Origin of the sequence: Bacillus cereus group sp. MYBK5-2 (genome assembly GCF_051915685.1) — a bacterium.
GTDB classification, from domain to species: Bacteria; Bacillota; Bacilli; order Bacillales; family Bacillaceae_G; genus Bacillus_A; species Bacillus_A cereus.
The window spans coordinates 686,308-709,545 of record NZ_JBQAFE010000002.1 but is presented as its reverse complement, the minus strand read 5'-3'; the positions used below and the strand labels follow the sequence as shown (position 1 = coordinate 709,545).

The window sequence follows — 23,238 nt, the reverse complement described above, 5'->3', positions numbered from 1 at the left end:
TCTTTAACTTTCTACAGTTTTTATCTCGGGCATCATCTTCTGCCGAATATATTCAGGTATCGGTTGCGCTTTTACTTTTTCTTTAAAAGAGGTCCATGCACGAGTTTCATAGCCTTCTGCCACAACCTGTTCTCCTTTTACAAAAACATGCTGAATTGTAAAAACTTTATTATGCAATTCGTTCACAGTACTTTTCACAATTACTTGATCTTCAAAACGAAGAGGTGACTTAAATTTACATTTTGCTTCTAATAAGGGCAAACCAATTTGTTGTTCTTCGTAAAGTTCAACCGAAGGAAAACCAATTTTTTTAAAATACTCATGAGTTGCTTCATCCATCCATTTATAAAAATTAGGATAATACACAATGCCTGCCGCATCTGTATCTCCCCATCTCACTTGAAAAGCATACTCTTCCATTATTTCTTCGCCCCTATCTATTAAACTGTCGGACTAATATTTGAAGACACTTGTTCTTTCAGTTTCAATTTTTGAATTTTCCCACTTGCAGTAACAGGAAATTCATCTGTAAAGATCACTTTCTCTGGTAGTTTATAAATTGCCATTCTTTCTTTAAGGTAGATTTTTATTTCTTCTTCCGTACTTATTTCCCCGTTCTTTAATCGTATGACCGCACAGGCAACTTCCCCTAGCACTTTATCTGGAAGACCTATAACAGCTGCTTCGATTACTTTTGGATGTTTCATAATGACTGCTTCAATTTCCTGAGGATAAACGTTAAGTCCACCTCTTATAATCATCTCTTTCTTTCGTCCTACGAACCTTAAATAACCTTGAGAATCAAGTGTGCCTAAATCTCCTGAATAATACCAGTCTTCATTATCTAAAACCTGATTTGTCTGTTCAGGCATATTATAATAACCTTTCATTACTCCAAATCCCTTAACTGCAATTTCTCCTACTTCTCCTGGCGGGAGCGCTACTCTATTTTCATCTACAATTTTCAATGTTACTCCTGGGATTGCCTTTCCGAGAGTTTCTGTTATGTTCTCCTTTGTATCATCATACGAGCTCATCGTAATAGAAACCGTTTCAGTTATCCCAAATGACTGACAAAGATTAATGCCCATCCGTTCACGAATCTCCGTCACTGTTTTTGCTGGAATAGGTGCTGCGCCAACTAACCCAGCACGTAATGAAGATAAATTATATTTATCAAAGTCCTCTAACTCTAGTTCCTTTATAAACATAGTTGGTACACCTTTTTGGATGGTTACCTTTTCTTGTTCAATTAATTGTAAAGTTTCGCGTGGGTGGAATTTTTCTTGTAATATGAACCGTCCCCCCATCGCTACGGCGCAAAGCATATTAATTGCCATACCGAAAATATGAAATAGTGGTGCTGAAATAATGAATACATCCTTTTGTGTACAATGTAGCTCTGTTCCTATCGTTCTTGCAGATTGTACAACGGCACGATGTGTAACCATTACACCTTTTGGAGTTCCCGTCGTCCCTGACGTATATAAAATGCAAAACAAATCATCGTTCACATTTATATGAACTGGTTCAATATCCATTTTTTCTGTACGAATTAACTCCTCATATGGACAGTAATTCTCTTGTGAAAACCGTACTGTAATAACCTTTTGTACTTTATTAACGACTTTTTCAAAACCAAAATTCTTTTCAAATTCCCCTGAAGCTATTAATAATTTTGGAGCTGAACTCTCCAATATATACTCAATTTCATATGATTTATATTTTGGGTTAAATGGAACGATGATCGCTCCTAATTTCGCAGCTGCAAAATATATAACTACTGTTTCGGACCAGTTTGGTAGAGATACTGCGATACGGTCTGCTTTACCTACTCCTAGTCTCTTAAATGTCGTAGCCAAACAATCTACTTCATATTTCAATTGTTTATATGTAATACGTCTCGTTAAATCATATATTGCTTCTTTTTCACCGTAAGATGAACTCACTGTTTCTAATAGCTCATACACCGACAATAAGTTTTTATCCTTTTTCATTTTCCCACTCACTTTCTATCGTCTTACCAACTAACCCGAATTTTCCACTTTAAGAAACGATGTAGGTAAAACCAGGAAGGACTCTCCCTGGTTTTATCCTTATTACAACGCTTCCCAAATCGCTGCAATTCCTTGCCCTCCGCCAATACAAACAGCGGATACTCCATATTTCTTATTTCTTCTTCTTAATTCATAAATTAAGGATAGAGAAATTCTCGTTCCACTCGCAGCAAGTGGATGACCTATCGCAATTGCTCCACCGTTTACATTCGCTTTATTAAGATCGAACCCCAATTCTTTTTGACAAGCTAAGTACTGCGCAGAAAATGCTTCATTAATTTCAATCAAATCTAAGTCTGCCAAAGTTAAATTTGCTTTTTCTAATGCACTTTGAATGGCTGGAACTGGACCGATTCCCATATACTTCGGTTCTACTCCTACAACAGCCCAAGAAACGAGCTTAGCAATTGGTTGTAATCCTCTATCTTTTGCAAAGTCGCTCGATGCTAAAACAACTGCGGCTGCACCGTCCACCATACCGCTTGCGCTACCAGGAGTTACGACACCATTTTCCACAAAACGAGGTTTTAACTTTGCAAGTTTTTCTAGACTCGTATGACGGATATGCTCATCCTCTTCAATGACCTGTTCTCCTTTTCTTCCTTTCACTGTTACTGGAACAATCTCTTCTTTGAAATACCCTTTTTCCCTTGCTAAAAGAGCTCGTTCATGACTCGATAGTGCATGCTGATCTACTTCATCTCTCGTTAAGTTATATTTTGCAGCTAAGTTTTCAGCCGTTTCTCCCATCGTACATTTACCATACGTATCATACAGACCATCCCACAACCAATCTTCTATTACTGGACCGCCGAGTGGACTTCCCCATCTCATTCCAGGTATTACATGTGGAACTTGGCTCATATTCTCTGTTCCTCCGGCAAGCGCAACATCTGCTTCCCCGCTAAGAATATAACGAGCTGCTGTTAAAATAGATTCAACACCAGTTCCGCAAAGACGATTGATCGTCAAAGCTGGTACATGAATAGGCGCTCCGGCTTTTAAACCAACATGTCTTGCCAATAAATGTGCATCTTTACTAGATTGCTGTACATTACCAAATACAACTTGATCAATTTCTTCTGCAGAAATGGCAGCTTTTCGTATTGCTTCCTTAGCAGCAATAGCTCCTAAATCTGTTGCATTTAATCCTCGAAACGATCCAGAAATTTCAGCGAACGGAGTCCTTGCTCCCTCTAATAAAACAATTTCTTTCATATCCTTTTCACCTCATTATTTCCCTAAATAAACTGGTTTTCTTTTTTCAACAAATGCTTGTAATCCTTCTTTACGATCCTCTGTTGCGAAAGCATTCCCAAAGCAGGTACTTTCGATGATTAAGCCTGTTTCAAGGTCAGCATTACTTCCTACATTTACCGCCGTTTTTAACATTTGAAGTGCTACTGGAGGTTTTTTTGCCAATTTATATGCCCATTCCTTTGCTTCTTCAAATAACTCTTCTGCAGGTACTATTTTGTTGATAATATGTAAATCAAACGCACGCTTCGCATCAAACATGTCTCCGAAGTAGAGTAATTCTTTCGCTATACCTTGGCCGACAATCTTTTGAAGACGCTGTGTTCCTCCGCCTCCAGGAATAATTCCAAGTCCTACTTCTGGAAAAGCGAATTTTGCTTGATCCGAGCAGATACGTAAGTCACATGCGAGTGCAAGTTCAAAACCACCGCCAAGAGCTAATCCATTTATCGCAGCAATAACTGGTTTTGACATATTTTCAATTTTGCTAAATACCGTTCGTGAAGTTTTATTCATTTTGTTTACACCGACAAGATCAAGTGCTGCCATTTCATTAATATCAGCGCCTGCGACAAATGCTTTCCTTCCGCTTCCTGTAAGAACAATAACTCGTACCTCTTCATTTGCTTCTAGTTCACTAAATAGACTGGAAAGTTCATGAAACACTTGTGTATTTAGCGGATTTACAGGTGGTCGATTAATCGTAACAATCGCAACTTTATTTTCAATATCACAAATTAAAAACTCGTAATTCATAACTTAATCCCCCATTCTTTATTCATAATCATAAAAACCTGCGCCTGTTTTTTTACCATGTCTGCCTGCTCTAACTAGCTGTTTTAAAAGAAGCGGCGGTGCATATTGATCATTGTTTAATTCTTCTTTAAAGTACTCCATCACATGGTAGCCAATGTCTACACCTGCAAAATCTTGTAGTGTAAACGGTCCCATCGGATAATTAAGACCAAGTGTAACTGCCTTATCAATATCTTCTGCAGATGCAACCCCATCTTCAAGCAATTTAATTGCTTCAATAAACTGCGGAATCATAATTCTATTTACAATAAAACCCGGTGAATCTTTCTTTACTTCAACTGGTTCTTTCGAAAGTTTTTTGGATAGCGCTTTCAATTCTTCCACTGTTTCATCACTCGTTTTATAGCCACGAACAACTTCTACAAGTTTCATAAGTTGTGCCGGATTAAAGAAGTGCATACCTGCTACACGTTCTGGACGATTCGTCGCTGACGCAATTTCTGTTATTGACATAGATGAAGTATTTGTCGCCAATATAACTCCTTCTGGAACGATTCGATCGAGTGCTGCAAATACTTCTCTCTTCAACTCTAATTTTTCTAACACAGCTTCAATAATTACATCCGCATCTTTCATATCTTCTAATGTTGTAGTGAGTCGAATACGGCCAAGCGCCTTTTCTTTATCTTCTTCCGTCATCTTTCCTCTCGTAACACTCTTCGTCATAAAACCATTCATACGTTGCATTGCACTATCTAAATAACGCTCTTCAATATCATGTAATATAACTGTAAATCCATGTAATGCTGCTAAATTTGCAATGCCAGAACCCATAGATCCTGCACCGACAATGCCAATTGTTTGAATTGCCATTTTGCTACCTCCTCAAATAACTTTTAAAATATTCTGTAAATAAATTATATCTATATGTAAAAAGTTTTTGTATGTACATAGTGTAGGGAATACATATATTTCTTTCGTACATTTTGAGGGTATTCATTGGAATTCAAACGGCTTTATACCGTATCTAGCGAAAAATATAGTTATTTTACATATAAAAAGTGCGCACCTCAAAGTAAATAATTTTTTCTTGAGGTGCGCACTCTATGATGTGAACTTCGAAACTACATGTTATCGTTCTTTTCCATTTGATGAAATAACTTCTTTATACCAATAGAAGCTCTGTTTCTTTATTCTTTTTAAATCTTTTAAATCGTCTTCATCACGATTTATATAAATAAAGCCATATCTTTTTCTGAAACCTTGATGCGTAGAAATTAAATCAATTGCCGCCCAAGGACAGTAACCCATTACATTCACTCCGTCTGCAATTGCCAATTCCATCTGTTCAATATGCTTTTTCAAATAATCGATTCGGTAATGATCTTGCACAATTCCATCTTCATCTACTTTGTCGTAAGCGCCTATCCCATTCTCAGTAACGATAATTGGCAAGTTATATCGATCATTTACTTCTCTTAATGTAGCTCGGAAGCCAATCGGATCAATCTCCCAACCGAAATCAGTTAACTCTAGAAATTCATTATCATCCCCCATGAAGAATCCTTCTTCACCTACTTCAATTTGTTGATCACCAGCTTCGTCAATTACAAAGTTCTCATCATACTCACTAACAGTAATAGAAGAATAATAGTTAAAAGCAATATAGTCTGGTTTAGAACTAGATAAAATCTCCATATCTCCATCTAAAATTTCTGGTTCGATGTTTTTACTTTTCATGAAATTCCAAGCGATATTGTTATATCGTCCATATACAGCCATATCAAGATATAACCAGTTACGAATTGCGTTACAATTTTGCGCTGCAATTATATCATTCGGATTGCACGTTTTCGGATACACATAACTAATATTTGGAGCTGGACCAATTTTTGCATCATGTATCATCTTATGGCATAAATTTGTCACCTTAGCCTCAGCTAACAACATATGATGATTTTGTTGATATAACTCTTTTTGAGACAATACAGATGTACCAATAGCCCCACCGTGTAAAATCATCATATTCTGCTCATTAATCGTTAACCAATTCTTTACCCTATCTCCATATCGATCAAATAGAATTTCACAATATGTAACAAAAGCATCGATAGTAGCGCGGTTACTCCAGCCACCCTTTTTCTCTAATTCATACGGTAAATCAAAATGATACATCGTTACTAGCGGAACAATATTATGCTTCAGCAATTCATCAATAAGATCACTATAAAACGCAATGCCTTTTTCATTCACTTCTCCAGTTCCATTCGGAAGAATTCGAGTCCAAGCGATAGAAAAACGATATACTTTCAGTCCTAATTCAGAAAATAACTTTATATCTTCTTTAAAATGATGGTAATGATCACTACAAACTTTGAAATCTGACGTACCTTCAGGAATATCCTTCACATCTTGAACAGAAAGGCCTTTTCCATCCTCATTATAAGCACCTTCTACTTGATAGGCGCTTGTGGAAGCGCCCCATAAAAAGTCGTTTTTAAATGTAGTGTTGAGCATATTTTACCTTTCCCTTTCAAAAATAGTATTGTGATAGTTTGTTTCTTTTAATTTTGTTTCACTAAAAATGTTTCATAAACACTTATAAGCTCTTCTGCAATAATTTTAAATCCTTCTGCGCTCATCAATTGATCTTCTGCATGTGCTAACAATAAGCTTACTTCTACTTTTTCACCAGCCGCTTCTTTACTAATTAATCCAGCATGTGCTCTATGACCTTCAATAAACGTTTCACTACCTTCATTCATTAACTGTCTTGCTTGTTCAAAATTACCCATTTTTGCTTCTTGAATTGCTTCAATATACGAAGATCGTGCGCTACCTACTGCTGAAATAATTTGAAATACTACTAATTCATTTTGTTCCATAATGATTCTCCTAACATTTTTTTATTTTTATAATTCGAAAATACAGTCAATAAGGTTTTGTTCATCCTCACTAATTACTATCCACACCGAGCGGGATTCTGCTGGATACATGATTATTGCTGTGTTGCTGCTTGTTGTTCTGCTTCATATGCTTTCTTATCCCCCATTTTAAAGAACGGATAATATAATAGAATTTGAGAGATAATGATTAAAACAGTCATAATAAGTAGTAACCAGCCACCAGAAATATAAGCTGCGAATGGCGCTGGTGTTACCCATGGTAATTCAATAAGTGGGTTAAAGTTAGATAAAATCCCTGTAATTTTAAGGAATACGACACAAATTAACCCGCCAACTATTGAAGATCCTACTAATGGAATAAAATATATTGGATTCAAAACAAGCGGCAAACCGAAGACAATTGGCTCATTTATGTTAAAGATATTTGGAACGATACCAATCCTCCCAAGCGATTTATATTGCTCTGATTTCGCAAATAGCATGTTTATTGCTAAACCTAACGTATTTCCAGTTCCACCAATAGCAACTGCAAAATGCATTAACGTAAATGCTAAGTAAGGAATTTCTGAAAAAGGTGTTCCCGAAGCAAAAGCTGTAATAGCTGCCGTGAATAACGGAGCTGTCGCACTATACCATACATTTATAATTGGTGCTGGGTGTAAACCGAAGAACCAACATATATTCATGAATGTAAAGATAGCTATAACTGACCATACAGACGATCCGATGACTTTTACAGGTAAAGAAATTACCTGACTCACAAAGTTAAAAATATTTTCATATGGAGTAAAGCCAAATATTACTCTAATAAAGAATATAAGCGTGAAAATGATAATTGAAATAAACACAGGGTTAATTGCGTCTGCTACCATAGGTGGTACTGATTCTGGCAATTTCACCCCAATATTTTTTCTCTTTAATGAACAATACAGTTTACTAGTGAAAACACCGACAAACATGGCGACGAATATTCCATCACTACCTAAATATTGATTTAAAATAGCTGGAATTTGTTCTTCTCCTACTTTAATAGACATTGGCATTAAGCATAAGAAACTACCTAGCGCTATAACAGCAGCCGTCATTCCATTCATGCCTTCTTCTTTCGCATAGGAATATGCGATAATGACAACCATATAAACTGCTAACAAACTTAATGTCGCACTAATCATGTCTTGCATATGCGTATACAAACCAATTTGAATTAAAAATTCTTTCCACCCTTTAAATGGTAGATTACCTAAAATAGCAAATAATGTAACTCCGATCGTAACAGGTATTGTCATCATCATCCCTGATGTAATCGCATTTACAACTTTACTATTTCCGAGATAATTTGTTAGTGGTGTGATGATTCGTTCTAGTCCGTTTTTTGTCCCTTCTAACAGTTTCATAATTACCTCCAACATTTTTGAATTTTAATACATCTACTTTTTACCTTTTTCTACATAGCTCATATCATTTACAGATTGAACTTTATATTTCCCGTCTTTATATACAACTTTTGAAACACTGGCATTTCCTAATCCTTCTTCAACCTCATTTAACGATTCAGGAGATATTGCATATAACAGGTCCATTAATGATGTGCCGTGTGATACGACAAGAACTTTCCCGCCCCCATCTTCTGCTACTTCTTCTGCAATTTGATCAACTTCTTTTTTCATTCTCTTTGTGACTGTTTCAGTATCCTCAGCCTGTTTACTACTATCGATTTTCGCTGCAGTTTTTTGCATAATATCAACATCAAAATTGTTCATAAACTCTTCCATGGTCATATTATTAGCTTGCGCAAGCTTTTCCCGAAACGTATGATTTAATTCGCCTTCAAACTCACCGAAACAAGCTTCCCGCAAATTTTTACTTTGATTGATATTCATATCTTTATTTCCACTATGATCTAATACAATTTTCGCTGTTTCTATTGCGCGTCCACTATCACTGCTATATGCTTTATCAAACTTAGTCTCTTTCAAACCTTTCCCAAGGTTCGCTGCTACTACAACACCCTCTTTTGTAAGTGGTGCATCTGCCCATCCTTGTACTCTATCAGTCGTATTTAACATCGTTTTTCCATGTCTTACTAAATAAAATTCAACTGGTTTTTCTTCTTTCTTCTCCTTAGCTTGCTCTGCTTTATTTGGCGAACATCCAAATAGAGGAATGGTCAAGGAAGTTATTAGGCAGAACGATAACATTTTTTTATTCATTATGAACTCTCCTTATGAGCTTATAAAAATTTGCATGCATCCTCCACAGAAGTAGAATGATATTTTTACAATAAAGATATTTAAAAATTATTTTGACTGATTAAACAACCAATTTATCATCTCTTTATCCTGCAAAGCTGGTACCCAAGAGAAATGTCCCATTGGTTTAACGATTCCAGTTGGATATTCTGTATATTTGACTAAAGAACCACCTAGTTCTTTTATAGCTTGTACAGCATCTCTGCTATACCTCACATCAACTAGTGGATCATCTTCTGCATGAAAGACCCAAATTGGCATATCTTTAATATCCTTAAATGCTGAAATATCTTGCATCGGTTCATATTTACGAACAAGCTTATTTCCTGGCAAATCTCCTATTCCACAAATCGGAACAGCAGCTGCGAAAAGATTCGGGTTCTTCTTAATCATATTCCAAGTCCCAATTCCACCATTGGACATACCAACAACATATATGCGATTTTTATCAATATCATATTTATCGATAGTTTCTTTGAGTAAATTCAACATAGTAGTATAGTTAGGTTCCTCGGTCCAATATGCTGTAAGAGTTCCAGCTGCTTCAGCCTGTGGAGCTAACACATATGCAGGATTTTTCTTTTGCTGTTCTGGATTTGCCCACGCTACAGCGCCTTCATTTCCTACAACTTGCATATAGTTGTCATTTCCTCGTTCACCTGATCCATGTAAAAATAAGACTAATGGATATTTTTTGTTAGGCTCCTTTTTAGGCTGAAAGAGTCTGTATTGCATTTTACTTCCAGAAGCATCTTGAAATACTCCTTGTTTAAAATCATCTACAACAGGGGTAACTACATTTGAAATTTTATTTTTCTGTTCGGATACTTTAAAATTTGTACCTTTTTTTGTTTTAATTTCTTTCGTAAGAGTTAACTTATAATCTAAATTGTCCCTTGTACTTAAAAATTTTTCTTCATTAAATGTTGAGGTAGATGCATATTTATCAGCTTCATCTAATTCGATCACAACGTATTGTCCGTCTTTTGAAGTCTCTGATACCTCAGCCTTATTATTTGTATACACTTTAGTTATTTTTCTATTTTGAGGTTTCCCATTCACATCCACCTCAACTTTAAAACTATCTTTTGTTAATTTTGAGCTATCTACTGCGTCTCCAAAATCACAAACGATAGTGGCTCCTACTTCGCCATATGGAAGAACATTCGTTACTAGTGTTATATCTGAGTCTTTTAAAGTCTTATCTTTACTTTCTGATGAACATCCTGACAGTACTAAACTACCTGCCAGGCTCCCTACTACCATACATAAAATCGGGAATTTTCTTATCTTTTTCAGATGATGACCTCCTCAGAATATGTACTTTTCATAACTTACATAAATCATGTAAGGCTCATAAATCGTTCCTCATGTATAAACTATTAATCACCTAAAATCTCTTTCACTCGTTCCATTACTTTCTTCCCATCTAACATGCCATAAGCTGCCATATCAATTACTTCAATATTCTTTTCTGGTAATTGGCTTTTCACTGTATTTAAGGCATATCGAACTTGCGGTCCTAATAAGATTACATCAGCTGTCGGTCCAACATTTTTTGCTTCTGTTAATGCATAAGCATTAATCTCACAGCTATATCCTGTTGATTCTGCATATCCTCTCATTTTATTCATCAACATACTTGTAGACATACCCGCATTACATAAAAGTACAATATTTCTCATAATAAAAACCTCCAATATTTATTTTAAGTACTTGCATAGAATCTATATGCAAGCGTTTTCTTTATGGTTTCAATATAAACTATGGTCTAAGACTAGGGTCAATAGCTTTATTCATATATTTTCTAAAAATCTATTTGAACGCATTTTAAAATATCTTATCGTTTCAAAAAAAGCATTGAATTGCAGACAATGTCTAACAATTCAATGCTTTTTTTATACTTCTATATGTAATTATTCACTTTTTATTTTCATAATAGGAATCATAATAATATAGTGTTCAACTGTATTTTCTTGATTCTTTGTTTCACAAACGTATCGACATAAAATATCTCCGTTAAGAGAGTATCTCTGTTCCTGTATAATATGTAGTGGCTCATCTAAGATCAAAGAAGACAATGGTTCATTTACCTCTTTTTCATATAAGTAATACAAGCACTCTCCCATTTCTATTTGAAAAACTGAATCATCTATAGGTAATTGGCACTCTTTCATCTTTAATTCAGATATAGCCATTACCCAGTAACTATTATCTATATTTTTCACTTTATATTCTTCAAGCGGAATACACAAAGCTGTTGAAACAGTTGGCAAGAAATTTAACCATTCTTTTAATAGAGGATTTACACATAGCGCTCCATCATTTATATGAACATGTTTGAGAAAATAATAAGTGCCGGCTGGTTTTATCACCCATTGCTTATCTTCTTGCTTGTATTCTTGTAATAAGTTAATAAATTCATTTATTTGTTTTGTTTCTAATTCTAATTGTTTTATCGCTTCATTTTTTTCAGCTATTTTATCATTACACTTTTTCATTATGTCATCGTATTCTAAACCGTTAAAAATCGATCCTATTTCCTTAACATGAAACCCCATTTGTCGAAAACTTCTAATTGCTAAAAATACCCCAAAATCCTCATATGTATAAAATCTAAAACCGTTATCTTTATCTTTTTGTGGTTTTAGGAACCCTTTCTTTTCATAAAATCGTAAAGCATCTATTGAAACTCCAAATTCCTTTCCTACTTCGCCTATTTTGTATTTCTTCATACCTATCACCTTCAAATTTATAATTCCTTTTCATACCTTTATAGTGTAACAAGTTTTGAAAAACAATTATATACAAAATAAAAAGAGATTTTGTATGAATACAAAACCTCTTTTTATCAAATTCAAACTAAAATATTGACTTCAATTCCCCTACTACTTCACCATGCATATCATAAAGCTTTAACGCCATCATTAAATTAAATCTCACTTCAGCATCATTTAGATCAACTGAAATGAGTGATTCAATCTTTTCGAGCCTGTACAATAGAGAACTTCGATGAATAAAGAGTTCTTCTGCAGCGCTTTTTACATTTCCATTGTTTTGTAAAAATACATGTAATGTATGATATAAATCAATATTCTTTCCTTCTGAATATGCAAGGAGCGGACCAATTTGTTTTTCAACAAAAAGCTCTACGGCTGTTGAATGATTTAAATGATGTAAAATAGCGTACGAACCTAAATCTTCAAATAACGCATAGCCTTTTTTTCGGAAGCGGCTATCTAATATATTTAGAGCCTGGACGGCTTGCTGGTAACTAATATAGTAGTCTTCTAATTGTTTTGTCACGCCACCAATCCCTAATAACACTTGGCAACCAATAGGTGATGCATGTATCCATTTTTGAATGCTATGAAACATTGATTCCCAAAATGTATCGGCTCTCTTCTTCTGATCTTCAATAGGAACAATTAAAAGTTGCTCATCATTATGAGATACTGCTAAAATGCCTGTCCCTAGTTCCGGAAGACGGGTCTTAATTAAGTCCCATATAAGTGACTTTTTCGCTTGTTGTTCAAGTAAGTTTCCCTTTTTTAATTCTTTTTCATCGAGCGAAATGGATAATACGGCTACTCGATGTTTTTTGAAAAGATTCCATTGATACAAGTTGGCATATTGCAAAATATTATCTCGATCTTCAATTTTTTCAGTGAGTAATTTACTAATAAAGCTATCTTTCATTTGTTCTTTCGTATCCAGAACGAGCTTTTGTTTAATAAACTGGATGGAACATATATTTCGGGCTAAATCTACCGTTAGTTGATCAAATTCATCCATCCCGCCATTCGTTCTTCGTACTGCTAAATATCCTAAGAAATTACCGCCCCCATTTATAATCCAAAATGAAAAACAATAATCAAAATGATTTGGATCAGTAATATGGAACGTATCATTCATTCTTTGATTTTTACTTTCTTCTCTTGCTAAATCGGCTAAATGTTCTGCTAAACGACTATCCTTTTCATCATGAAAGGCTATTGGTTGCATAAATCTATCGAAAATAAACACCGTATCTTGAAACAAACTACCAAGCATTGTTGTAATACCTTCAAAATTATTATCATCGACCGTTTCTTTTAATAAAGCTTGTTGGTAATCTAATAGAAAATGAAGTCGTTGTTTATGTTCTTTCTCACCATTATATAATCTTGCATTATCTAGTATCGTGGCCAAATGATTCGCTATCATTTCAAGTGATTTTGCATCTGCTTCCGTAAAAACCCCTTCGCATTTCTTTTCAACATGTAAAACGCCAATCGGTTTCATATCAATAATGATTGGCGCTGTAAACTGTTCACCACCAACCGTTTCAAAAAACGGAAAGTGCTCTTTTAGTACATATTTATCTTCAACCATAATTTTAAATGGGCGCTTCATTTCTCCATATGATGGTGGTTGAAAAACAAAACAGTTTTCATCTTCGTTATACAGGTAAACACATGAAAAATCAGCATTCGTTTCCATTCCCGCTTTAGAAGTTACCTCCAATACATGCTTTTCTAACGGAACATCTAACGACAGGTTTTTGCTAATCCATCCAAAACCTTCAATTTTTTTCAACTGAGATTCTTTTTGTCTAGCCACAGCTATTGCCACGGCTATATCTCTTCCAAATTCTTCGAATGATATTTCCATATCTAAAAGTGGAACGTAACTTGAAAATGCAACAACACAAAAACCAAAATGCTGTATGTCATCTTTTAATGGGACAGTAAACCAAGTCTCTACACCAGCATTTTTCAGCGTTTCCGCTAGTAGGCACACTTCTATTGAATCTGCTGTTTGATCCGTTATACTTTGATACTGGAGTCTTGATGAACATTCATCAGAGTGAAGAGGAAAAGCGGAAGCTAAAGCAGTTAAATTTCCGCTCCAAGCCTTTGGTAAAAATAGTCCTCCTTCATTAAAAATGACAGCTACGAAATTACAATGTAATTCTGAGCAAAAGGAATGAGTTAAATACTGAAGTGCTTCTTCTTCCGTATCAATTTTAATAAGTTGACGTGATGTATTTCGCAAATGATATTCAATTCTTTTCATTAACCGCTCTCTCTTATTACCAGACATGCCCCATCCCCCACTTTATCTTTTCTATCTATTGTATAAGAAGCGTTACATAAAATAAAACTAAATATTTAAATTATTCAGCAGACAATTTGAAATCCCGAAGAAATATATCCCCGGGATTAATTGTTTATTATTTTGCTGTAGTTACGTCACTATCCCCGCTTACTATCTCTTTTTTCTCTTTATAATAAATCCCATGTTCTTCTTTCACAAATAGCATTGCTATACCACCAATTACAGCAGCGCTCGCAATAGCCGCAAAGTTATATTGAGGCATGAAGTGCATAGAAAGGAGAACGCCTACAAAGGTAGGAGCTACAACACCTCCAAGACGTCCAAACGCCATTGTACTTCCTACCGCTGTTGAGCGCATATTGCTAGGATAGTATTGAGAAACAAATGCATTGGACATATTTTGCAGTCCAACTGAAGAAGCACCAATTATAGAAATTAACAAAAATCCAACAAACATGTTATTCGCAAATCCAATTAGGGATAACGCAATCGCTCCACAGAAAAATAATGGAACAAGTACCTTTTTGAATCCAACTTTATCCACGATTGGACCGAAGATGAGTGTTCCAACGATAGCACCAATTTGCATGACAGCTGTAAATGAAAGACTTGATTTCAGATCGTATCCTGACTGCATCATAAGTCGCGGTAGCCATGTATTCATAGAGTAAATGAGCACGAAAGCACTAAAACAGGAAATCCAAAACATAATCGTACTTACAGCGCGTTTCTCCTCAAATAACTTAACAACTGGAGAACCAGCTTCTTTCGTTGGTGGTTTTATAAATTCAATTGTCGCATATTCACTTAATTTCGGATTTACTTTCGCTATTACTTTTTTAGCTTCTTCTATTTTTCCTTTCCCTAGAAGAAAACCAACAGACTCTGGAATACTTTTCATTAAAAACGGAAGAAATAATAACGGAAGTCCTGCCAACCAAAAGACAGGTTTCCATCCTGCTGTCATGAGAAGTGATCGACTTGTAAGTGCTGCTGCCATTGCCCCCACCGAATATCCGCAAAAAATAAAAGATACAATAGCAGTTCGAACTCGTTTCGGCGAAAATTCTGTTGCTATAGCAATTACATTCGGCATAACTCCGCCAAGCCCAATACCAGCAATGACGCGGAAGATTGTAAATGTAACAGGATCGTTCGCAAAACCAGATAGAAATGTAAATAGACTAAATAAGATTGTAGTTAACAGTATAATATTTTTACGACCAATTTTATCAGCTAATAAACCGAAGAAAATAGCACCAATTGCCGTTCCTATAACTGTATAACTACCAATTGCCCCTGCTGTAACATCCGATATCCCCCACTCTTTCATGAGCGACGGTACTGCTGCTCCATAAATAACAACATCATATCCATCAAATGCAATTACGATAAATAGCCAAAATATTAACCAAAGGTGCATGGAATGAATACGACTCTCATCTATCACATTCATTGGGTTAATCGATTTCATCTTAATAACCTCCTTAAATGGGGATTTTTCTTTTCACGCCCTCCAAAACTAGTAAACGCTTTCAATTATCCCTTTCTAATTTTCTAAAAACTTTTCTGAATTTTCCGTATTTAAATTGTAATCATTACTTTTGAAAAATGTTATCCGCTATTTATAGGAAAACGAAAAGTAATATTCCTATAATTAGCGGGCTTCGCTTCATAGGATTTGAATTTCCGCCTAGCGAATTTCTGTAATAAAAGTAGCAAAATCAAATAATAGGAATTGGGGTTGATACATTGAAAAAGTTTATTTCTATTTTCATTAGTCTCACTATGCTTTTTATGTTAGTAGGATTTGAACAGGCGAAAAAAGACACTACAAAACTAGCAGACACCATTTTTATTAACGGTAATGTCTATACGGTAGAAGCAAAGCAACCTTGGGCAGAAGCAGTTGCGATTAAAAACGGGAAAATTATTTATGTGGGTAATACGAAAGGTGCAAAAAAATACAAGAATAAGAATACAAAGATCATTGATTTAGAGGGAAAAATGTTACTTCCAGGATTTGTTGATAGCCATCTCCACGCATCCGAAACGGTAAACTCTCTTTATTCTGTTGACTTAGCAAATGCTAGAACCATTGATGAATATGTTCAGGCAGTTGAACAGTATAGGAAAGAACATAGTGATGTAAAAGTTATTCATGGGGCTGGTTGGAGCAATACCCTCTTCTCATCATCTGGTCCGACAAAAGATTTATTAGATGCTGTTGTGAAAGACATTCCTGTCGCTTTAATTTCCGAGGATTATCATTCAGTTTGGGCAAATTCAAAAGCACTTGAGATAGCTGAAATTACAAAAGATACTCCAAATCCTACCGGCGGCGTAATTGAAAGAAATGAAAACGGTGAACCGTCCGGTACGCTTCGTGATACCGCAACAAATCTTGTACTAGACACATTGCCAAAGTACAATACGGAACAATATAAAGAAGGTTTAAAAACTTTCCAACAGCTCGCAGCGAGTAATGGATATACGCAAGTAAATGATGTCGTTGTTCCGCAGCAAGATACTGTCATTGAAGCACTAACAATGCTCGAGAAAGAGCAAGCATTATCTATTAGACATAGCCTTGCATTAACGATACAACCAAGTGAAGGCCAGGATCGCATTCCTTATGTAAAAGAACAGCGTGCTAAATTACAAGGCCCACTTGTAAAAATGAATACGGTCAAGTTATTTATGGATGGTGTAATTGAAGGTGGAACTGCCTACTTACATGAACCATATAACAATAAACCAAACTATTACGGCGTTCCTGTTTGGGAAAAACCAGCATTTGAACAAATGGTTCAAACATTAGACAAAGAAAAATTCCAAGTTCATATCCACTCTATCGGTGATGCTGCCACTACAGAAACATTAAATACATTAGCTATCGCTCAAGAACAAAACGGAAAACGAGATAGTCGCCATAAGATTACACATCTACAATTAGTAAAAGAAAATGATATAGCACGTTTTAAAGATTTAGGTGTCATTGGTGTTCCACAACCAACGTGGTTTCTTAAAGACGGAGAATACTTTGCACAAGCTGTCGAATTATTAGGAGAAGAGCGTGCAAATGAACAATATCCTATGCGAAGTTTCATAGATAAAGGTGTTGTTATGGCTTCTTCTAGTGATTATCCCATTACACAAGGACCATACTTCTCCCCTCTAGCTGGCATTCAAATGGGGATTACTCGTACAAGTTTACAAGATACAAATTCACAAAACGCTTTAAATCCAAAAGAAAAAGTAAGTTTAGCAGAAATGATTAAGAGTTATACAATAAATGGGGCTTACGCCAATTTTTTAGAGAAAGAAACTGGATCTATTAAAGTCGGCAAAAAAGCAGACCTCGTTGTATTAGATCAAAACTTATTTAAAATTCCAAAACATGATATTCATAAAACGAAAATTTTACTGACTCTATTAGAAGGAAAAGAAACATTTCGTCATACAGAGTTTCGTTAATTTCAAAAAAAAGAGGTGCACGAAGCACCTCTTTTTTTTGTTGGAACAATTATAATTCAATTTTACTTGTGCCTATTGTTTCTTTCAGTTTTCTCATTATTTTTGCTATCGCTTCAATTGAATTCTCTGTTTCATATTCCCCAACATTTACAGAATGATTTGCATTTTTGATAACATCGATTTTAAAATTTGTATTAGGTAACTGATCAATTTGACCTGCATTGTATTGGTGGTCTTTGTCTCCAATTACTAAAATCCCTTCATGATTACTATGCAAGATAGAATCAAAAATCGTATCAAACGTCAGTAACGGTGTCATTAATATCATTTTCGACTGTAAAAACTCTTCTCTCTTCATTAAATCATTCGCAATTGGAATTGTTCCGAGTGATTTCCCTAAAAACATCGATTTGCTGTATTGTTCATTTTTCAACACTTCATTTATTACGGGATTAATATCATCCATCATTACTTTCGTTACTTCTTCTATTGGTTTATTCATTACTTGTTCGTCGTAAGAATAATGAATATGTACAACATCAATTTTATGTTCAAGCATAAGCATCGTTGCATAATAAAATAACGGCTTATCATAATTGTATCCTGAACCTGAAAACATAAAGCAAACCGTACTAGAACCTTTTTCGATATGTGTGTAATAAATTACTTTGTCATTTATATGTATCTCTTTTTTAGTCCCCTTCAACCTTTTCCCCTCCGAATACGTTTATTTTTGTAAAACGATATGTTCTGTATGAACTGCTATATCCTTTACTTTCTCTTTTATAAATGCAGGCTGTAAATTATATGCATGTAACTCTTCTACCGGCACCCACTTAAACAAATATGTTCTACCCTCTTCTTCCAAAATATATTGATCCGCTCCATTCGCAGGTAATTTATGTAGCTCTACTTCATAGTAGAAACTAATTTCATGAAACTTCCGCTCAGAAAGCGTAAAGAAATTTTCTACTGACCATATTAATCTTTTCCTTTTAATAGGAACAGCTAGTTCTTCCGCAAGCTCTCGTTTTAATGCATCCTCACTATTTTCTAGCATTTTCACTCGACCGCCCGGTACGTACCAAAAATCTTCACTGTCCCCTTGCAGAATAAGTATTTTATTATCATGTTTACAAATTGCTCCAACGCGGTAATTAAAACATGTTTCCTCAACTTTGAACGTAAGATCCATCCGTAATACCCCCTTATATAATTAATATCTAATTATTACAAAACGATTATGTAATTACTGTACAAATAAGGTTACTAAATTTATCCACTTCATTCAATCATTTTCGAATTTTCCAAACTCTTATTTTTTATCATTACAAGTGTATATACATATGTTACAATCACAATGCATACTAGAAAAACATAATGGGGGTACGAATGGAAACGTTATCAATCTAACAAAACGAGAAATCCAATAAGTTTTGGAAAATCGTTGTGAAAGAAAAAGACTACGTTGTGTTTTACGGAAAAATCGGCACAGCTGGTAGTTTAAAAGCGAAAGAGTTTGAAACCGAAGAAGAATGTATGAAAGAAGCTAACAAACTAGTTGCTTCCAAACGTAAAAAAGGATATACAGACCCGTTCCCTGGGGAAGATTACATAAAAGAAAAAACGATAACAGAAGAAGAATTTTGGGAACTGCTTAATCGTGCAAAAACGAAAGGTGAAGACCAAGAAGAACAAATAGAATGGCTTACTTCCCACCTTGCTAAACGTACAGTACATGAAATTGTAGCTTTTGATACGCATATGCATCGTCTTTTGAACGAATCCTATACCTCCCGTTTATGGGCAGCAGCCTATATTATTATGGGTGGCTGTTCAGATGATGCTTTCGATTACTTCCGTGGATGGTTATTATATCAAGGAAAAGAGACATACGAAGCTTGTATTGAAAATCCAGAACGATTAATTCCTGTATTAGAAAATTTAAGTGAGTATGACGTTCCAGAGATTGAAGAACTTACTCTATATTTCGGGCAAGAAGTTTACATGGAGAAGACTGGGGATGAAGATGATACATACTTTACACTATACCATGTCTTAACAAATGAAGAGTTTGAGGAAGTTGATATCGAGTTAGATTGGGATGAAGACGATGAAGAAGGTTTAAAAAAGATGTTTCCTAAGCTATGGGAGATGTACGGGGAAGAACCGATTGAGTGGTAGATTCATATTAGGACTCTGTTTAACCAATAAACAGAGTCCTTTTTTCACAAGATTCTTATTTAAACTCTCTTTATTTCATACCACTTATCCAATAACACCTTTTCTCTTCCCCCTGAAATACCTGCTTTTAATTCCCATTCTTCCGTACTCTCCATCCACTCATACACATCTGTAACTGTCTCTTCTATTCTTCTAAAAGTAAGCCCTTCATTAACCGCACTTTCGATACAAATAGAAAACCCGCCTCTCCACGGCTTCGTCTCACCATCTAATGGAAAAGTTTCTGGAATCCACAAAGGCATTTCTGTCCAAGGCTGCACATTATGTTCACTCATAAATGATTCGTCTACCCAAACAAATTCAGCATCGCTATTCGTAACCTTTTTACACGTATTTAATAGCTCTTCCATCGTCAATTCATCATTCGGACCTGTTATATTAAATGTTCCTGCTTTATTATGTTCTGCCATATTTAGCCCCCATCTCGCGACATCTTTTATATCAACTAATTGCACGGGACGAATTTTTCTTCCTGGTACTAATACTTTCCCACCCTTTGCTACACGCCCGATCCAGTATGGAAGTCGATCTGTATAATCAAACATTCCTGAAAGAAGTCCTGCTCTTACGTGTAATACACGCCCCGGCCAATACTTCTCTGCTTCTTTTTCACATAATACTTTCAGTGCACCATAATACTCATAAGGTGAAACTTCACCATTCTCTACAGCCTTTATTTGATCATCCGTCGGTTCAGGTTGTAATATATAGTCTTCTTTTATGTCATGCGGAATCCAATCTTTATATACGGAAAGGCTTGAGATGAATATATAGTGTTCAATATTATCTTTAAGTACTTCTCCAACATTTCTAATGTGATGCGGAGAAAACCCACATGTATCCACAACAACATCCCATTTTCGATTTTCTAAACTTGATACATCGCCATTTCTGTCACCGATCAGCTGCTCCACTTCAGGAAAAACTTCTTTGTTTGTTCCGCGGTTAAATAATGTAACTTCATGCCCTCTTTTCAAAGCCTCTTCTACCACAGCTCTTCCCAAAAATCGTGTACCACCTAGTATTAACATTTTCATGGTTCTCCCCCATTCGTGATAAAAAATCTATTCTTTTGTTTAACGATTTTTTGTTGTGAAAAGTTACGGGGATAATTAAATTTTTTCTACAAGTTCAATATATGCAATTTCGACACTTTTTCTATCTAAAAAACAATAATATGGAAATATTCATTCTGTCGATTTCCATTTCATATATAATTAAAATATCGGATATTCGATTAACCACTTATACATACTTAGGCAGGTGAAAAATATTAATAAACACATAGTTTATCATTCAACATTATGTATTTATTTTCTTACATCACTTGTATATATCATCTTGCTGAACATAGAAAATGGTCGTAATTATTTAGGGTTTACAATGGTTGTTCCGCTTTTAGCAGTTACTTCATATCAAACATTATATAAGAAACAAAAAATAGTTCATACACTAGGAATTTCACGTCCAAAAATAAAAACACTAATTTTCTCCATATTATTTCCACTACTTCTAGGGCTATGTCTCCATTTTTATTTTTATATTTATGATATAAAGTTCTTATATCATCATTGGAATGAAGTAGGATTTCTCTTGCTCGTTGGTCTTACAGTTGGATCTTTATCTGCATTATTAGAAGAGATTATATGGCGAGGGAATTTTCATTACTATTTACGAAAAAAATATACATTCATACAAACAGCTATTATTATAGCTTCAATTTGGTCTTCATGGCATTTACCAATAGCAATCTTTTATAAAAATTATGAGTTTCAGTTTGTAGGAATATTAAGTTATCTCTCTTTATTATTTATATTATCTATAATTTTAACGTACACGAGAGAATATGGCGGTTCTGTAATATCACCCGCATTTTCACATGGTATGTTTAATGTATTTTATTTAACAGATATAGTACAAAACAAGTGGGATGCCAGCCTAATAGAATTAATTAAATTTACCTTACTAGCAATTGTGCTGGGCACGATGTATCTCATACTTCACAAAGTTAAAAAATAGTTAAACAGCTAAGAAAAAAGATGTTTCTTCTTTTAGTTGAAAGCAGCTTTAATAGATTAAAAAGTACTTCAACACCTTGCAATTATTTAATAATGGTATAGGTGTTGAAGTTTTATAATCTTAGTTACATAACTTTGTTAACACAACACTTTTTTCTATCATGGAGAACAAAACAAGTTTAACTAAACCTTTCATTCTTATTTTTATAAAAATAACCATATTAATCTTTTAAATAAGGAAGTATGCACCCTTTAATTAATTCCCATCTATCCCGTGCATTCGGCTTAGCTTCAGAAGCAATTACTACAACCAAATCCTGCTTCGGAATACAACAAATCATATTCCCACCATCACCCATTGCACAATACGAATAGACACCCTCTTCTTCTCGTAACCACCATAAGTAACCATATTGATTTGAATTCATCGCTATTGATTCTTTTATCCATGATTTTGATAGAACTTGTTTTCCATTATGAATACCTTCATTCAAATACATCTGTCCAAACTTAGCCATATCCCTAACCGTTAACGTTACTCCCCAGCCGCCCGTCGAAATACCATTTGGATCGTGAACCCATCCTTTCACATCTTTTCCGAATAAGTCATCGAATCCAAATGCTTTCATATTGTAGTTTGGAATTTCGCTCATGCCGATTGGTTGAAATAAGTACTCATTCGCAAATTCACGTGCACTTTTCCCTGTTGCATTCGTAATAATTGCTGATAGTACATGCGCTCCTGCAGATGAGTATTTAAAAGATCCAATTTCTCCACCGTTCCCCATTCTATTAAGTGTATGCTGTACCCAATCCTCTTGTGTACATAGTTCTTCTAACGGTTCCTGCCAGTCTACAAAAGGATATGGCGCTGTCATTGTTAGAAGATGGCGTACGGTTACTTCAGATTCCTTACATTTATATTCCGGGAAAAATTCTATTACTTTTTGATCAACACTTTTTATATAGCCCTTATCTATACATATCCCAATTAACGCAGAGATTATCGTTTTTGTAACTGACGCTACATGAAACGCATTATCTGGACTGTAACCATTATAATAATTTTCAAAAACAACATTACCTTTCCGCACTACTAACATACCATTCATATTTTCATATTCTTCTTTTATAATCTGATCTAACTTTTCAGCAGTTTTCATTATTCTTTCCC

21 protein-coding genes are annotated in these 23,238 nt (G+C 34.9%); 3 read left to right on the top strand and 18 right to left on the bottom strand.

The genetic code is table 11. The annotated features are described in order from the left end of the window. Positions 1-3: 3 nt before the first annotated feature. The 14 genes from ACTFP3_RS11830 to ACTFP3_RS11765 form a co-directional block, all read right to left on the bottom strand. A complete protein-coding gene (locus ACTFP3_RS11830) occupies positions 4-420 on the bottom strand; it encodes an acyl-CoA thioesterase (RefSeq protein ID WP_440010548.1) in 417 nt (138 codons plus the stop codon). 20 nt (positions 421-440) lie between these two features. Beyond that, positions 441-1,997: a class I adenylate-forming enzyme family protein gene (locus ACTFP3_RS11825; protein ID WP_242284610.1), complete on the bottom strand. Its 1,557-nt coding sequence runs from the start codon at positions 1,995-1,997 to the stop codon at positions 441-443. Positions 1,998-2,099: 102 nt separating this feature from the next. Beyond that, positions 2,100-3,275, bottom strand: a complete 1,176-nt coding sequence (locus ACTFP3_RS11820) for an acetyl-CoA C-acetyltransferase (RefSeq protein ID WP_440010544.1) — start codon at positions 3,273-3,275, stop codon at positions 2,100-2,102. A 15-nt stretch (positions 3,276-3,290) separates the two neighbouring features. Next, positions 3,291-4,070 carry an enoyl-CoA hydratase/isomerase family protein gene (locus ACTFP3_RS11815; protein ID WP_149215642.1) on the bottom strand — a complete coding sequence of 260 codons (780 nt, stop codon included), beginning with the start codon at positions 4,068-4,070 and terminating at the stop codon, positions 3,291-3,293. An 18-nt stretch (positions 4,071-4,088) separates the two neighbouring features. Continuing rightward, positions 4,089-4,943: a 3-hydroxyacyl-CoA dehydrogenase family protein gene (locus ACTFP3_RS11810; protein ID WP_001007576.1), complete on the bottom strand. Its 855-nt coding sequence runs from the start codon at positions 4,941-4,943 to the stop codon at positions 4,089-4,091. 258 nt (positions 4,944-5,201) lie between these two features. Further along, on the bottom strand, positions 5,202-6,587 hold the full coding sequence (locus ACTFP3_RS11805) for a glycoside hydrolase family 1 protein (protein ID WP_000935469.1): 1,386 nt from the start codon (positions 6,585-6,587) through the stop codon (positions 5,202-5,204). Between the two features lie 47 nt (positions 6,588-6,634). Continuing rightward, positions 6,635-6,955 carry a PTS lactose/cellobiose transporter subunit IIA gene (locus ACTFP3_RS11800; RefSeq protein ID WP_000437092.1) on the bottom strand — a complete coding sequence of 107 codons (321 nt, stop codon included), beginning with the start codon at positions 6,953-6,955 and terminating at the stop codon, positions 6,635-6,637. Between the two features lie 113 nt (positions 6,956-7,068). After that, positions 7,069-8,370, bottom strand: coding sequence for a PTS transporter subunit EIIC (locus ACTFP3_RS11795; RefSeq protein ID WP_326036663.1), 1,302 nt, complete (start codon positions 8,368-8,370; stop codon positions 7,069-7,071). A gap of 33 nt (positions 8,371-8,403) precedes the next feature. Then, complete coding sequence (locus ACTFP3_RS11790) at positions 8,404-9,186, bottom strand: histidine phosphatase family protein (protein WP_326036664.1); 783 nt, start codon at positions 9,184-9,186, stop codon at positions 8,404-8,406. Positions 9,187-9,273: 87 nt separating this feature from the next. After that, positions 9,274-10,491, bottom strand: coding sequence for a prolyl oligopeptidase family serine peptidase (locus tag ACTFP3_RS11785; protein WP_326036665.1), 1,218 nt, complete (start codon positions 10,489-10,491; stop codon positions 9,274-9,276). Positions 10,492-10,607: 116 nt separating this feature from the next. Further along, on the bottom strand, positions 10,608-10,910 hold the full coding sequence (locus tag ACTFP3_RS11780; RefSeq protein ID WP_166688433.1) for a PTS sugar transporter subunit IIB: 303 nt from the start codon (positions 10,908-10,910) through the stop codon (positions 10,608-10,610). A gap of 231 nt (positions 10,911-11,141) precedes the next feature. After that, positions 11,142-11,960, bottom strand: a complete 819-nt coding sequence (locus tag ACTFP3_RS11775; protein ID WP_326036666.1) for a MerR family transcriptional regulator — start codon at positions 11,958-11,960, stop codon at positions 11,142-11,144. Positions 11,961-12,087: 127 nt separating this feature from the next. Beyond that, positions 12,088-14,310 carry a helix-turn-helix domain-containing protein gene (locus ACTFP3_RS11770; RefSeq protein WP_440010534.1) on the bottom strand — a complete coding sequence of 741 codons (2,223 nt, stop codon included), beginning with the start codon at positions 14,308-14,310 and terminating at the stop codon, positions 12,088-12,090. Positions 14,311-14,440: 130 nt separating this feature from the next. After that, positions 14,441-15,799, bottom strand: a complete 1,359-nt coding sequence (locus ACTFP3_RS11765) for an MFS transporter (protein ID WP_440010531.1) — start codon at positions 15,797-15,799, stop codon at positions 14,441-14,443. A gap of 314 nt (positions 15,800-16,113) precedes the next feature. Between ACTFP3_RS11765 and ACTFP3_RS11760 the strand changes: the two genes are divergently transcribed. Beyond that, the gene (locus ACTFP3_RS11760) at positions 16,114-17,802 is read left to right on the top strand and encodes an amidohydrolase (protein ID WP_440010638.1); all 1,689 of its coding nucleotides are present in this window, start codon (positions 16,114-16,116) and stop codon (positions 17,800-17,802) included. A gap of 49 nt (positions 17,803-17,851) precedes the next feature. Here the strand turns inward: ACTFP3_RS11760 and ACTFP3_RS11755 are convergent, their stop codons facing one another. Both ACTFP3_RS11755 and ACTFP3_RS11750 read right to left on the bottom strand, forming a co-directional pair. Then, on the bottom strand, positions 17,852-18,508 hold the full coding sequence (locus ACTFP3_RS11755) for an alpha/beta hydrolase (RefSeq protein ID WP_326036668.1): 657 nt from the start codon (positions 18,506-18,508) through the stop codon (positions 17,852-17,854). Between the two features lie 21 nt (positions 18,509-18,529). After that, on the bottom strand, positions 18,530-18,997 hold the full coding sequence (locus tag ACTFP3_RS11750) for an NUDIX hydrolase (protein ID WP_149215638.1): 468 nt from the start codon (positions 18,995-18,997) through the stop codon (positions 18,530-18,532). 248 nt (positions 18,998-19,245) lie between these two features. Between ACTFP3_RS11750 and ACTFP3_RS11745 the strand changes: the two genes are divergently transcribed. After that, positions 19,246-19,986 carry a DUF4240 domain-containing protein gene (locus tag ACTFP3_RS11745; protein WP_326036684.1) on the top strand — a complete coding sequence of 247 codons (741 nt, stop codon included), beginning with the start codon at positions 19,246-19,248 and terminating at the stop codon, positions 19,984-19,986. A 59-nt stretch (positions 19,987-20,045) separates the two neighbouring features. Here the strand turns inward: ACTFP3_RS11745 and ACTFP3_RS11740 are convergent, their stop codons facing one another. Continuing rightward, on the bottom strand, positions 20,046-21,083 hold the full coding sequence (locus tag ACTFP3_RS11740) for an SDR family oxidoreductase (RefSeq protein ID WP_000783059.1): 1,038 nt from the start codon (positions 21,081-21,083) through the stop codon (positions 20,046-20,048). 226 nt (positions 21,084-21,309) lie between these two features. Between ACTFP3_RS11740 and ACTFP3_RS11735 the strand changes: the two genes are divergently transcribed. Then, entirely contained in the window at positions 21,310-22,065 is a 756-nt protein-coding gene (locus ACTFP3_RS11735; protein ID WP_071732461.1) for a CPBP family intramembrane glutamic endopeptidase, read from the top strand. Between the two features lie 220 nt (positions 22,066-22,285). Here the strand turns inward: ACTFP3_RS11735 and ACTFP3_RS11730 are convergent, their stop codons facing one another. Beyond that, complete coding sequence (locus tag ACTFP3_RS11730; RefSeq protein ID WP_326036669.1) at positions 22,286-23,227, bottom strand: serine hydrolase; 942 nt, start codon at positions 23,225-23,227, stop codon at positions 22,286-22,288. Between the last annotated feature and the right edge of the window lie 11 nt (positions 23,228-23,238).

Coding starts and splice junctions, on each gene's coding strand:
- ACTFP3_RS11830 (WP_440010548.1), bottom strand. CDS start 420: ATGGAAGAGTATGCTTTTCAAGTGAGATGGGGAGATACAGATGCGGCA.
- ACTFP3_RS11825 (WP_242284610.1), bottom strand. CDS start 1,997: ATGAAAAAGGATAAAAACTTATTGTCGGTGTATGAGCTATTAGAAACA.
- ACTFP3_RS11820 (WP_440010544.1), bottom strand. CDS start 3,275: ATGAAAGAAATTGTTTTATTAGAGGGAGCAAGGACTCCGTTCGCTGAA.
- ACTFP3_RS11815 (WP_149215642.1), bottom strand. CDS start 4,070: ATGAATTACGAGTTTTTAATTTGTGATATTGAAAATAAAGTTGCGATT.
- ACTFP3_RS11810 (WP_001007576.1), bottom strand. CDS start 4,943: ATGGCAATTCAAACAATTGGCATTGTCGGTGCAGGATCTATGGGTTCT.
- ACTFP3_RS11805 (WP_000935469.1), bottom strand. CDS start 6,587: ATGCTCAACACTACATTTAAAAACGACTTTTTATGGGGCGCTTCCACA.
- ACTFP3_RS11800 (WP_000437092.1), bottom strand. CDS start 6,955: ATGGAACAAAATGAATTAGTAGTATTTCAAATTATTTCAGCAGTAGGT.
- ACTFP3_RS11795 (WP_326036663.1), bottom strand. CDS start 8,370: ATGAAACTGTTAGAAGGGACAAAAAACGGACTAGAACGAATCATCACA.
- ACTFP3_RS11790 (WP_326036664.1), bottom strand. CDS start 9,186: ATGAATAAAAAAATGTTATCGTTCTGCCTAATAACTTCCTTGACCATT.
- ACTFP3_RS11785 (WP_326036665.1), bottom strand. CDS start 10,491: ATGGTAGTAGGGAGCCTGGCAGGTAGTTTAGTACTGTCAGGATGTTCA.
- ACTFP3_RS11780 (WP_166688433.1), bottom strand. CDS start 10,910: ATGAGAAATATTGTACTTTTATGTAATGCGGGTATGTCTACAAGTATG.
- ACTFP3_RS11775 (WP_326036666.1), bottom strand. CDS start 11,960: ATGAAGAAATACAAAATAGGCGAAGTAGGAAAGGAATTTGGAGTTTCA.
- ACTFP3_RS11770 (WP_440010534.1), bottom strand. CDS start 14,310: ATGTCTGGTAATAAGAGAGAGCGGTTAATGAAAAGAATTGAATATCAT.
- ACTFP3_RS11765 (WP_440010531.1), bottom strand. CDS start 15,799: ATGAAATCGATTAACCCAATGAATGTGATAGATGAGAGTCGTATTCAT.
- ACTFP3_RS11760 (WP_440010638.1), top strand. CDS start 16,114: ATGCTTTTTATGTTAGTAGGATTTGAACAGGCGAAAAAAGACACTACA.
- ACTFP3_RS11750 (WP_149215638.1), bottom strand. CDS start 18,997: ATGGATCTTACGTTCAAAGTTGAGGAAACATGTTTTAATTACCGCGTT.
- ACTFP3_RS11740 (WP_000783059.1), bottom strand. CDS start 21,083: ATGAAAATGTTAATACTAGGTGGTACACGATTTTTGGGAAGAGCTGTG.
- ACTFP3_RS11730 (WP_326036669.1), bottom strand. CDS start 23,227: ATGAAAACTGCTGAAAAGTTAGATCAGATTATAAAAGAAGAATATGAA.